The sequence below is a fragment of the Nostoc sp. genome (assembly GCF_036917195.1).
Classification (GTDB): domain Bacteria; phylum Cyanobacteriota; class Cyanobacteriia; order Cyanobacteriales; family Nostocaceae; genus Nostoc.
Map to the genome: position 1 here is coordinate 1 of NZ_JBALDG010000081.1, position 12,199 is coordinate 12,199.

A 12,199-nucleotide genomic window follows, 5' to 3' on the forward strand; every position below is an offset into this window, starting at 1 on the left:
AAGTTAGCACCGCATCACCTGAGACTGGTGAAGTACCAGTAGTTAGCGCCACATCACCTGAAATTGGTGAAACTGTAATTGCACCAAAAGTTAGCACCGCATCACCTGAGACTGGTGAAGTACCAGTAGTTAGCGCCACATCACCTGAAATTGGTGAAACTGTAATTGCACCAAAAGTTAGCGCTAGATCACCTGAGATTGGTGAAACAGCGAGTATTTTCAGGAAAACTATTGACAATGAACAAACAGTAGAATCAGAATTTCCCTTTGCGGTAACAAATCCTGAAATATCAACCTTTGTTGATACCTCAGATAATCCAACCTCCCCACAAGATGAGGTAAGCACACCACCTGAAGTTGAGCAAAATAGTTTACAGACACCCAATTTTAAGCAACCAGAAGAAAAAACTTCTCCAGAGACTTCGACTAAAGTCGATTCTTTTGCAAACACTTCATTACAGCTAAAAAGCGCTGAGACTCACTCACCTCAGATATCTAATTCTTTAATTCCTTCTTCCTTAGGGTTGGATATTGGAAAACAAAAGCTTTCCATCCTCGATTCTCCACAACTTAATACTCTTCAAAATAAAACAACTGACGCAAGTAAGCCTTCACCTCAATACTCATCACCTTCCCTAATTTTCCGAAAAAAAAATCTCACCAATCACACACCTCCCCAATCGTCAAATACACCTTCTCAATGGTCAAGTGTGGAAGAATTACTAAATGGAAATAATGATGAATTCACTAGCTTCAACTTTAATGGTGTAGAATCTAATAAACAAAAGTCATCAGGATCGCCACAAGTTTTTGCTAAACACCTTCCTTCAGCAAAAGGCTTTGCTGCTGGTCGAAAGGTGACTCCACCCGACATATCTAGAAGAGATATAAAACCAGTAACTAAGACAATAGAGAATACTTATTTGTCTTCTAGGGATAATAAATCGGATGATACGTCTTCGTCTTCTAAAGGAGATAATAAAGATGATCCTGGTGATTTGGAAGCTCTAGCCCGTGAAATTTATCACAGATTACGGCAACGAATAGAAATTGAGCGAGAGCGTCATGGCCGTTACTCAGGTCGATTACCTTGGTAAATTCTTATTCAACAATAAATTTTCGGAGAAATACTCAAATGGGAATATCAAATCCATTTTCAGATATTAAGAAGCCAGATATTATTGAGGTTGAAAAGATTAAATCGAGCCTTGAGAAAGCTAAACTTATAGCTTATGACAGTGGGGCGAAAGATATTGAATTAATGTTTAATCCTACAGAAATTAGTTTTACTCGGACTGTGAACTGGCAAAGTCAGGTAGGTAATAGAGGAACTACTCTACTTCCTAAAGTAAATTTTTCTGGAGTTGAGCCTTACCAATTCACGCTCAACCAGTTGGTCTATGATACTTATGAAACCAAAGAGTCGGTGATGGAAAAGTATATAGACAACATTAAGAAAGGTGTAGAAGCTATTGAGCAAACACCTGACAGTCGTCCACCTGTTTACATATTCACATGGAAAGATGAGTATTTTTATTGCGTAATCACAAGTTTAACTTACACTTTAAATATGTTTCTCAGTGATGGTACACCAGTAAGGGCGCTGGTAGATATATCCTTGCAAGAAGTAGATAAAGTAAACCTTCCTGGAGGAATAAGTTCAGCTTCTGGAGGCATAGATCCAAGAATTTGAGAAAGTGATTAACCAATTTTCAAAATACTAATTCATCACTACTTTGTCCTTAAAGTTTGCTTTGAAAATCTCATAGTTACAAAATAATAGTTATGTCTACAAAAAGCCTTTACTTAAGCCGATTTAAAATTGAGATAGACGGAGAAGAAATCGGTGATGAATTAGATGAAGATGTGTTACAAATGACAATAGAAGAAAGCCTTCATTTGCCAGCAATGTTTACGCTAGTAATCCGTAATACATACGCTCCTACACATAACGAACCAGAAATCAAACCGTGGCAATATGATCCGTTGTTTGAGATTGGGAAAAAAGTGAAATTGGGTTTTTATTCGAGTACTACTCTAGATCCTGATTTTAAAGAGGAGATAGAAGAAACACTAATTGAAGGCGAAATTACCGGGATGGAAGTTAACTTCGAGAACAACAATAGAGCTGATATCATTGTTCGTGGCTATGATTTCTCCCATCGTCTTCATAGAGGTCGTTATAATCGTTCTTTTACGGGTCAAACTGATAGCGATATAGTTACAAAAATAGTTGAAGAAGTAGGGATAAAACTTGGCAATATAGACCCAAGTGGCGAAGCCCAGAAGTATGTCTTTCAAGAAAACCAAACTAATATGGAGTTTTTGCAGGAAAGGGCTGCCCGCATTGGTTTTGAACTCTTTATGAGCGATGGCAAAATGAATTTTTGCAAACAAAAATCTGAGGGAGATTTAGCACTCAAATGGGGAGATCAGATTAAGCAATTTAGAGTTCGCGTTACCAGTGCTGAACAGGTGAATACTGTGAAAGTACGTGCCTGGGACTATACTCAGAAAGAACCGATTATTGAAACAGCCACTAAAGAAACGCAACTAACTGAAACAGGTAATAAGCTAGGAAGTAGTACCAGTAGTGCATTTTCTAATCTTAAGTCTTACGAAATGACTGTTGTAAATAAACCCGTTGCCAGCGCCAAACAAGCAGAGATTATGGCTCAGGCTCTGTGTGATGAACTGGGAGGAGAATTTGTTTATGCAGATGCCCAAGTAGAAGGAAATCCTGATATTCGACCAGGACAGGTTATTAATCTTGAGAATATGGGCGATCGCTATAGTGGGAAGTATTATGTTACAGACACACGCCATTTCTTGGAGGAACGGGTTTATAAAACTGACTTCAGCGTGCGGGGACTACGTTCTGGTAACTTATTCACAACATTATCTACAGATAAACATCTACGGCCAGGTCAGACTTTATTAATAGGAATTGTGGATGATAACAGAGACCCAGAGAATTTGGGCAGAGTGACGGTCAAGTTTCCAACGCTTACACAAGAACATAAAAGTAACTGGGCGAGAGTTGTCGCTGTGGGAGCAGGCAGAAATAGAGGTTTCGACTGTTTACCAGAGATAAACGATGAAGTTTTGGTAGGTTTTGAGCATGGCGATATTCACCGTCCCTTCGTCATTGGCGGGTTATGGAACGGTAAGGATGCACCACCGGAAGATGTGGACGATTCAGTTACAGAGTACGGTGTAAGATTACGCACTTTTAAAACTCGTGTAGGTCATATTCTACAATTTATTGATGGGGAAGGTGAGTTTAGCGGAGAGGAAGACGAAGACGAGTCTAGCGAAGAGGAAGGCGAGTTTAGCGCGGGGAAAGGCAAAAGTAAAAAGCCAGGAATTAGACTACTAACTAAAGACGGTCATCGAATATATATGAATGATGACGGTGAAGATGGTAGTATTCAGCTACGAACTAAATCACGTAATCGAATATATATCAATAATGACAGTGACCTAATACATGACTCAATAGCGATTAAAACTAAAGCCGGTCATAAAATCACATTGAACGACACGTTGGCAACTCTTGAAATTAGTTCATTGGGTAAGCTAAAATTAGAGGCTAATGCAGGTATAGAAATGACAACACTCGCTGGAAACATAGATATTTCAGTAACAACGGTTGGAAACATAGAGATGTCAACAACGGCTGGGGTAATAAAGTTAAATTAAATCCATAACTTCTTCTCTAAACTTAGGCATTTACAAGAAATAAAATGAAAGTGCCACATAATACTTAGGTCTTGCAAAAGATATTATTGAAACGGCGCTTGCATTTTATTATTTGAATCTCCCAAAAAACAGCCGACAATCTCAGGAGAAACAATTGATAGCTTGATTGGGTAGATTTAGGTGGTTTCAATCAACAAGTCGTCAACACAACAAAACACGACTTTGATAAACTATTCAATAGAAAACATCTTTCCCTCATTCCAGTCACTGGTGACGATTTTCTATATCCAGATGCCGATTGTGGGAATTCTCTTTTCAATCGTTCATATATCAGCCTTGTGCAACGGAACAATAAGTCGTACATCGCGTTAATTAAGGAGAACAAAACTATGCCGTTTGCAGCCCGTGTTACCGATAAAACTGCCCATCCCGGAGTTATTCAAGGCCCAGGTGTTCTTAATGTACTCATTGGTGGACTTCGAGCAGCTGTGGTAGGAGATATCCATGTCTGTGATATGCCTGTCATTCCTCCTCATCCTCCTACTCCTTTTCCAATGGGGAGCCTGAGAGTTTTGATTGGCGGACGACAAGCTTTGCGTGTTGGCGATAAGGCTGGCTGTGGTGCACAAATTATTACTGGTGCAATTAATGTCATCATTGGCAACTAAAATCTAAGAGGAGTCGATATGGCTCAAACCAACAGACAAAGCCATTGTGCAAAGTGCAACCCAGTCCAGCAATTGCGCGAGAGCGTCCGCAATTCGAGCAATCACACTTTTAGCAGGCAGGTACGCTATTAGTTTATCACTAAGGGAATCACCTGCGATAAACAAGTAAGCAACGCTGGCTTGGCTGTTTTTAGGTTTAAACTCCTGAATCAGCTTCGTGGGCGATCGCCTGATTGCAGGCGTTGAGTTTTTCTCCTTTGGAGACGTTATGCGTAGCTTGCTTCTTTGTAGGGGTACGTGCCATCGCAATCAGGCGGGTACAATCAACTGATTATTTAATTTTCGGACTTAACATAACAAGTTAGAAACTCTCGTAATGCGAACGAACGTCATTATCAATTACGAATTATGTTGACCCTCCCCCTGCTCCTCTACCCTACGCCTCTTCAACCTCGACCTTTGGCGAATAGGCTTAAACCTTCTGTGCCGATATCTTTAAAAATATCCATGTAACAGCTGTCTAAGTAGTAGATATGGTTTATAGTCAGCAAAAAGACTATTTAGGGACAGGTTGGGCTTATCCACTGCATTTGAGTGTGCAAGGTGGGATACAACTTAGCCGTGAAGATCAAAAAGTTAAAGAATCTATTTGGATTATCCTCCGCACGGGAGTAGGTGAGCGGGTTTATCGACCTAACTTTGGTTCGCGCTTATCAGAACTAGCGTTTGCACCTATGAATAGCGATACCTTACTACGAATCCGTCTTTATGTATCGCAAGCTTTAGAAGTTTGGGAACCACGCATTATTCTCGATAAAGTTCTAACTGATCCAGACCCTGTGCGTGGCAGAATAGACATCATCATTAATTATCGACTTAAAGACAGTCCTAATATTATTAATAACTTTGTTTATCCATTTTATTTAGTTTCAGTTGGGGAGGAGTCATGAACTTTGACTTTCTACCGAAATTACCTTCTTCCAAGTTAGATGATCGCGCCTTCGATGATTTGGTGGAAGAATGTATTCTACGTATTCCTCGCTACTGTCCAGAATGGACAGACCACAACCTCAGCGACCCAGGGATTACGCTCATTGAGTTATTCGCTTGGTTAACTGACCAGATGTTGCTCAGATTTAACCAAGTACCTCGCAAAAATTATGTAGCTTTCCTAGAATTACTGGGTATTCGTCTCCAGCCTCCCGCCCCAGCCCGCACGGAATTAACTTTTTATTTAAGCGCTGCACTGCCTGAAGCCTACACTATTCCGGCAGGATTAGAAGTCTCAACTATCCGAACTGAGACAATAGAGGCTATTACCTTCAGCACAGATTCTCCTCTAATTATCGGCAAACCCCGCATACAACACTTCTTTACTGCCCAAACCAGCGAAGACATTCCCCAATCTCTGCGAGAAAGATTTGCAACTTCGTGGACTCGTCAACCTGACGGTAACTGGACAGGTAGTGAAGAATCGATATTTGAAGAAGAACCCCAGCCTGGTAACTGCTTTTATTTAGCGATCCATTCTGATGATCCTCTAGATGGTAATGTTCTAGATGTTACTTTTCAAGGAGCCGCAGCTACGCCTACTGGTATTAACCCCAATCAACCACCTCGCAAGTGGGAAGCCTGGGATGGGGAAAATTGGCAATCAGTTTTATTGCAAGAGTCAGATGATAAGACTCGCGGGTTCAGTTTTTACGAAATCGCCCAACAGGGTGGAAACCCGTCGTCTCTAGACGCAGCTGTCCGTCTCCATTTACCGCAAAATTGGCCTGTGACCAACTTTACCGCTTACCGAGGTCGCTGGCTGCGCTGTACCTTTATTATCCCAGAAACAAATCAATCCGGTTACAATAATCCACCAAGGATTATTGGTTTAGTAGTGCGGTCAATTGGCGGTACAGTCAGGGCTAGTCACAGTAAGCTGATTCGAGATGAGCGTGTAGGAATTAGTAATGGTAAACCTGGACAGAGTTTTGAATTACTAAGTACACCGATTTTAGAACGCAAAGAAAATGAATATATCCTAGTTACACCTGCTGGTGGTTTGCCTCAGAGATGGACTGAGGTGAGAGATTTTGCTGATTCTGGGCCTCAAGACTTTCACTACACTATCGATTCCCTAACTGGTAGAATCCAGTTTGGGCCGCTGATTCGAGAACCTAGCCAACTTAAACAGCAAACTCAAGTGCGATCGCGAATCCAACAACCACTCCTAGACGACACATTTGTACAAGTTAATACCCCGGAAAACAACCAATCTAAACACCAGTACGGCGCAATTCCACCCCGTGGCTCAGAGATTAAAATGGTTGTTTATCGCATAGGTGGTGGTAGAAAAGGCAATGTTCAAACTGGGGCAATCCAGTTTCCAAAATCTGCATATCCATATGTTGCTAGGGTGATAAATCTGAAACCAGCAATCAATGGTGCGGATGCCGAGTCACTGGAGCAAGCTGTGATCAAGGCTCCCCGCATCCTCCGCACGCGTGATCGCGCTGTCACAGCTGAAGATTTTGAAGTTTTAGCTCAACAGGCAGGGAATGGTGCGATCGCTCGCATTCGCTGTTTGCCAGCGAATTCTCAAAGACAAGCTGGTATAGTTAGTTTAGTGGTAGTTCCCTATGCAGATACAGATGCGATCGCTCAAGGCAATGGGATGGCACCAGAAGAGTTTGCTCTCAGTAATGCACTCGAAGAGCAAATTTTGAGTTACTTAGATGAAAGACGATTATTAGGGGTACAAATAGAATTACAAGAACCAAATTACGTAGGTGTTTCTGTACAGACAGAAATTGCTTTAGAGCCTGCCTATGACAACCCTTTTGCCAGAGAAGAAATCCTCCGGAATTTAAGGGTATCGCTGTATAAATATTTAAATCCATTAACTGGAGGAATGGACGGCAAAGGTTGGCCATTTGGGCGACCCGTTTATACATCGGATATTGTAGCGTTACTGCAACAAACCCCAGGCGTGCGTCATTTAGGGCCCGTCCTGCTGTTTCCCATCCGCAAGCAAGGAGAAAATTGGAGACGACAACCATCGCCAGAACAATTGATTGACCCAGGATCAGAAGGTTTGATATGTTCTTGGGCTGATAGCAATCTACGTTCAAATCACGATATCCAGATCATTAATCGCTGATGCCAAATTGGAAAGTTAATATTGTTTGAAATTTCTGGAACAAGATTTAATTAACCGCAGAGGCGCAGAGAACACAGAGGAAGACAAAAAGCGGAATTGGGTAATCTTGTACCGGGAACAAAGTAATCCAAAATCCAAAATCTAAAATCTAAAATTGGTAGAGGAGTTATGGTTCAAAGTCGCTCTAGTCCATCTGTACGCATTCAATTAACGCCAATGCAAATTCCCGAAGCTTTACCTGTAGCAGGTTTAACATTTGCAAATGCGGAAAACATGGATGTAGCTGGACGTAGTTTACTCTTGCATCCTGGGCATCCCAGCGAGATGATTGTGCAAGTGCAAAACTTAGAACAGCGTCCTTTGCGGGTAAGCTTAAGCGTTGACGGAAATTTTCCTAGCGAGTGGTGTCAAATTGGCACAGAAGGCAGTGAGATACCACCTCGCGGACAAATGGATGCTGTCCTCTACTTCTCAATTCCCGACACATTTTTTGAAGACCAAGAAGCGATCGCTCCTGGAAAAAAAGACAAACTAACTCTCAATTTTCGCAGCCTAATTACTCTATATATAGACCGAGGCACTGACAACGAACAAATCGAGAGAAGCGAGTATTTTGATTTATATATCCGTCCCTACACTGCCTACATGGAATTCTTGCCAATTTTGTATCGAGAAGTGGACTTTATTGGTCGCTTCATGAAGATATTTGAGCAAGGTTTTCAACCAGTAATTGATAGTTATAACGTCATGTGGGCAAACCTCGATCCCTTGACAGCACCGCAAGCATTATTACCCTTTATGGCTCATTGGGTTGCTTGGCAAGTAGATTCAGTTTGGGATCTCCAGCAACAGCGGCGTTTAATTCGCCGAGCTGTAGAACTTTATCGCTGGCGGGGAACTAGGAAAGGATTGCGTCTCTATTTACATCTTTATACTAATTTACCGCTAGACGAAGATTTACCTAATGAAGCTGATAAACATATTAGTATTACAGAACCTTTTGGCCCAAGTTTCATTATCGGAGACGCACAACTAGGAAATGCAGTTTTAGCAGGCGGACAACCATATCACTTTATAGTGCGTTTGCGTTCAAACATTTCTAGTGGCATCATCAACGAAGAACTTATCCAAAGAATTATAGAACAAGAAAAACCTGCTTTTTGCACCTATGAACTATCTATCGAAAATCCTTCTAATTAAATAATTTATAATTTGTAATAATGCTCTCTACGAGACGCTCTTGCTAGCTTGCTTCTTTGCAGGAGTACACGGACTCGCTACCGCTACGCTAAGGTAATTCGTAATTAACTAAGTAAAATTAAATTGTAGGGTGTGTTATCGCTGAGAGTACGGCATCATTAATAATTAAAGGTGCGTTAGCCTTTGGCATAATACACCCTATCATCTTAAATAGGTAGTATTGTTTAAAATTCCTAGAACAGACTTTTAATCTAAAATCTAAAATCCAAAATTGCTATGTCTCATCCTTTCCCGCCCCCACCAATTAAATCCTTTGAACGCCTGCAAGCCACAGATGGATTACTAATCAATGCTGAACGCTGGCGCACAGCCCATAATTACCACCGTAATCGGCAAAATGCCCAATATCAAAGTTTAAACCAACCAGGAATTGTCTGCGGTTTAGGCGTCCGAGATGTGACTGCACGAAGCCAAGTCGAAGCTAAATATCGAGATGGGCGCTGGGTGCAAATTCAACCTGGTATTGCAATTGATTTAGCAGGTAATCTAATTGTTGTACCGACTTCTTATGATTTTCCAATTGATATAGAAGTAGCAACTTCTGAACCAATCATGATCTACTTAGTACTTAGCTATGTAGACCCTGATGATTTGCGGCGTGGACAGCAAAGAGATATTGTTCAAGAGACTTATCGAATTGACCAAATAAACTCTACACCAAACAGTTCAGAAATAGAAATATGCCGGATACTTCTGCAACCTGGACACACTGATATTAACCAACCTGCGGATGCTTTCTTTCCTGGATATAACAATATTGATTTGCGTTATCGCCGTCAGGCACAAATGCGTCCCCAAGCACTTGTGTGTATGGCGCAGGCGAATCATAGTGATCCTGAATGTGCGCGTAATTTTTTCAGCCTTTCTTATTTGTTACAAGCAGTAGAACCCCTATATCCCAGTTTGCGAGGGGGTGATGAACCAGGTCAGGTTTCTTTAGGAGAAAATATCCAAGACTATGACATACTTTATCTGACAGGTGGACAGGCCATATCTTTAAATAGTCTCGAATTTGAATCTCTAAAAAATTACTTAAATTTAGGTGGTGTGCTTCTCATTGATGCACCAACAAATGCTACTGCTCTAATTGAGAGTACTCAAGCATTAGCACAACAGTTAGAGAGTCCTTTAAGACCTTTAGAAGAATTGCAACGGAGTCATCCTTTAAGGACAAAACCTTTCTTATTTGCTGCCTTACCAATGGTTAATCAACAGCAGATTAAACTGTTAGTTGGTGGAGGAATTATTTTAGCAATTGGTGATTTAGCAACTGCTTGGGGACTGGATAGAGATTTGAGTTTACCTAGATTGACCATTCGTACAGCTCAGGAACTCGGAATTAATATTCTTCATTTTGCTTGGAAGCGGCGACAGTTGATAGGTTTGCAACAGGAAGATAATTCAGGGCAATGGTGAAAGCCAAGTTAGTAGAGTGGGCATTGCTTTAAATAATATTGCACCTATTCCACATTTTTTGGCAATGCCTACCCGATAATATCGAGTGATCGCCTTTTCCCAGCCCATACAGCTAGATGAGTGTGTAGACGCATAGCGGTGAGGGGGTCGCAGTCTTGGCGGTTCCCGTCGATTGCGATAGCGTAGCGTTAGCGAGTCTTCGAGCGTCACCCCCGAACCCGAAGGGCTTATCATCAGACATCGCTTCCTCAGGCTGCTTGCTAATAAATTGATAATTAGTAAATAAATATACTACAGATAATTAATACACGCAAATATATAAGCAATATTCTGATTGCAAGGCTAATTACAGAAAAGCGATCGCTTTCGCTTTACTCTAATCTCTATTCTTATTCTCTAACATCCTTAAACCACAAATCCCAGAACTACATTTAAAGCTGTACGAATAAGTTCCCAGTATTCTAACTCCAGCACACCCACCAAACCCAAAATACGACTATGGTCAACAGCACGAATTTGCCCAACATCAATAAAACGGTCTTGGTCTAGTCCATTATTTGGTGTTGTTTTCACATTCACAACGTAGGGGGCTTATTTACTTCCGGGCCGAAATGGCATGACAATTGTCAGCAACCCATACTGATTCATGATGTCATTTTGCACAATTAAGCAAGCGCGGATTTTTTTTGCTTCAGCCCCCATTGTTGGCTCAAGATTTACCCAACGTATTTCTCCCCGCCGATAAGTTAAATTACTCCCTGGCATTCATACCATCTCCAACAACACTATCCCAAGCAGCAATTTCAGCTTGATATTCTGGATCTTCAGCATCCTGCTTGAGGGCTGCAACCATTTCTGCTGCCAAAATTCGGCGGCGGTGTTCTGCCAGCAATGTATTGATGTATCCACTACGATTGCCCTGTGCATACTGATCTACAAATCGCAGAATGTCTTCTTCTAGGGCAATTGTGATTTTTAGCATCTATATTAATTTTTAGTATTACTCTTTAGTATGATTTTACCATCATATAATTTGCCGAATCTATCCACCTTACCGAAGAAAGGCAAATGATAGTAAAGCGTAGACGGGTAGAGGCTTGCCGTCAGACATCACTTTAGTCTATTTTTTTAGCTATAGAAATTAAGCGGACAAATATTTTTGGCAATTAATATCAATCTTCTGCCCGCAATAACCATAAGCCGCTATAAGTCATCCCGGAATCATCTGGTTGCACTAACAAAAAATGCAATCCTCGGCTTTGCTGTTTCCGTTGTTCAAATGCTTGGGCTGCTGTTGTAACTTCTGAATCTTCAAAAGTGGCAACAATCCACCTATCTACCAAGCCAGCTTCTAGTACCAAGCCATCTGGTGCGCCAGATATGTAGTTCAAAGCTACAGGACGGGCTTGCTGCAACCACCGTGCTAGGCGCATCGATTGGCGTCCACCATAAATTACCACACCAGGGACGGGCACTGTTGACGCCAAACCCAAATTGATCGGTTTCAAAAATTCTGGGATGTGCAAAATGGGAATGGGGCGATCGCTAAATCTGGTTTCCACATCACTAGCAGCCAGAGTCGCAAAACGCCATTTTTCTCCCCAAAGGTTTTCTGGTAATGGTGCTGGGGGTGGTTTATCCAGCGCTGAGAGATACTGCTTTTCCTGCAACCACTGCTTCAGTGCCAAAGTGTGGCGGGTAGGTTCGATATTTATACTTAAATTGCGTCCCGCCGCCTCAATTAAACTTAAAGACTGAGGACGAAACACCTGAATCACATCTGGGAATTTTTCACCAGCAGCCAATTCAAGTTGAGTCGCAACCCAATTTGAATTTGCTGCTGACTGGAGACAGGTGGCTTCATACTCAAAGCTGCGAGTTGCGTCACAAATCAACAACTCCCATAAAATTTGTCCAGATGCATCTTGTAAGGGACGACGATAAAAATCAGCCTGCCAAATTTTCATACGCTGGGAGTGGGGGAGAGGTGGGGGGAGCAGAG

Annotated in this window: 11 protein-coding genes and 1 pseudogene; 8 read left to right on the forward strand and 4 right to left on the reverse strand. The window is 41.6% G+C overall.

Annotated elements, in window-relative coordinates; genetic code table 11:
• The 8 genes from V7K40_RS28970 to V7K40_RS29005 form a co-directional block, all read left to right on the forward strand.
• A partial coding sequence (locus V7K40_RS28970; RefSeq protein ID WP_334965899.1) for a hypothetical protein occupies positions 1–1,097 on the forward strand: 1,097 nt, incomplete at its 5' end.
• Between the two features lie 38 nt (positions 1,098–1,135).
• Complete coding sequence (locus tag V7K40_RS28975) at positions 1,136–1,693, forward strand: hypothetical protein (protein ID WP_334965901.1); 558 nt, start codon at positions 1,136–1,138, stop codon at positions 1,691–1,693.
• Positions 1,694–1,785: 92 nt separating this feature from the next.
• Positions 1,786–3,702, forward strand: a complete 1,917-nt coding sequence (locus V7K40_RS28980) for a VgrG-related protein (protein WP_334965903.1) — start codon at positions 1,786–1,788, stop codon at positions 3,700–3,702.
• Positions 3,703–4,091: 389 nt separating this feature from the next.
• The gene (locus V7K40_RS28985; RefSeq protein WP_334965905.1) at positions 4,092–4,370 is read left to right on the forward strand and encodes a PAAR domain-containing protein; all 279 of its coding nucleotides are present in this window, start codon (positions 4,092–4,094) and stop codon (positions 4,368–4,370) included.
• A 533-nt stretch (positions 4,371–4,903) separates the two neighbouring features.
• On the forward strand, positions 4,904–5,320 hold the full coding sequence (locus tag V7K40_RS28990; protein ID WP_334965907.1) for a GPW/gp25 family protein: 417 nt from the start codon (positions 4,904–4,906) through the stop codon (positions 5,318–5,320).
• Positions 5,317–7,521 carry a putative baseplate assembly protein gene (locus V7K40_RS28995; RefSeq protein ID WP_334965909.1) on the forward strand — a complete coding sequence of 735 codons (2,205 nt, stop codon included), beginning with the start codon at positions 5,317–5,319 and terminating at the stop codon, positions 7,519–7,521. The genes V7K40_RS28990 and V7K40_RS28995 overlap by 4 nt, the downstream gene beginning before the upstream one ends.
• Before the next feature lie 168 nt (positions 7,522–7,689).
• Positions 7,690–8,721, forward strand: coding sequence for a phage tail protein (locus V7K40_RS29000; RefSeq protein WP_334965911.1), 1,032 nt, complete (start codon positions 7,690–7,692; stop codon positions 8,719–8,721).
• A gap of 276 nt (positions 8,722–8,997) precedes the next feature.
• On the forward strand, positions 8,998–10,197 hold the full coding sequence (locus tag V7K40_RS29005; protein ID WP_334965913.1) for a DUF4159 domain-containing protein: 1,200 nt from the start codon (positions 8,998–9,000) through the stop codon (positions 10,195–10,197).
• Here V7K40_RS29005 and V7K40_RS29010 read toward each other — a convergent pair.
• The 4 genes and pseudogenes from V7K40_RS29010 to V7K40_RS29025 all read right to left on the reverse strand — a co-directional run bounded on the left by V7K40_RS29010 (position 10,183) and on the right by V7K40_RS29025 (position 12,164).
• Positions 10,183–10,431, reverse strand: a complete 249-nt coding sequence (locus V7K40_RS29010) for a hypothetical protein (protein ID WP_334965915.1) — start codon at positions 10,429–10,431, stop codon at positions 10,183–10,185. The two genes, V7K40_RS29005 and V7K40_RS29010, sit on opposite strands and share 15 nt — an antisense overlap.
• Before the next feature lie 171 nt (positions 10,432–10,602).
• Positions 10,603–10,962, reverse strand: a pseudogene (locus V7K40_RS29015) (type II toxin-antitoxin system PemK/MazF family toxin).
• A complete protein-coding gene (locus V7K40_RS29020; protein ID WP_334965917.1) occupies positions 10,949–11,179 on the reverse strand; it encodes a CopG family transcriptional regulator in 231 nt (76 codons plus the stop codon). Before V7K40_RS29020 ends, V7K40_RS29015 begins: the two are co-directional and overlap by 14 nt.
• 190 nt (positions 11,180–11,369) lie before the next feature.
• Positions 11,370–12,164 (reverse strand): Tab2/Atab2 family RNA-binding protein, encoded by a 795-nt coding sequence (locus V7K40_RS29025; protein ID WP_334966000.1) that lies wholly within the window; start codon positions 12,162–12,164, stop codon positions 11,370–11,372.
• Positions 12,165–12,199: the final 35 nt, after the last annotated feature.

Coding starts and splice junctions, on each gene's coding strand:
- V7K40_RS28975 (WP_334965901.1), top strand. CDS start 1,136: ATGGGAATATCAAATCCATTTTCAGATATTAAGAAGCCAGATATTATT.
- V7K40_RS28980 (WP_334965903.1), top strand. CDS start 1,786: ATGTCTACAAAAAGCCTTTACTTAAGCCGATTTAAAATTGAGATAGAC.
- V7K40_RS28985 (WP_334965905.1), top strand. CDS start 4,092: ATGCCGTTTGCAGCCCGTGTTACCGATAAAACTGCCCATCCCGGAGTT.
- V7K40_RS28990 (WP_334965907.1), top strand. CDS start 4,904: ATGGTTTATAGTCAGCAAAAAGACTATTTAGGGACAGGTTGGGCTTAT.
- V7K40_RS28995 (WP_334965909.1), top strand. CDS start 5,317: ATGAACTTTGACTTTCTACCGAAATTACCTTCTTCCAAGTTAGATGAT.
- V7K40_RS29000 (WP_334965911.1), top strand. CDS start 7,690: ATGGTTCAAAGTCGCTCTAGTCCATCTGTACGCATTCAATTAACGCCA.
- V7K40_RS29005 (WP_334965913.1), top strand. CDS start 8,998: ATGTCTCATCCTTTCCCGCCCCCACCAATTAAATCCTTTGAACGCCTG.
- V7K40_RS29010 (WP_334965915.1), bottom strand. CDS start 10,431: ATGATAAGCCCTTCGGGTTCGGGGGTGACGCTCGAAGACTCGCTAACG.
- V7K40_RS29020 (WP_334965917.1), bottom strand. CDS start 11,179: ATGCTAAAAATCACAATTGCCCTAGAAGAAGACATTCTGCGATTTGTA.
- V7K40_RS29025 (WP_334966000.1), bottom strand. CDS start 12,164: ATGAAAATTTGGCAGGCTGATTTTTATCGTCGTCCCTTACAAGATGCA.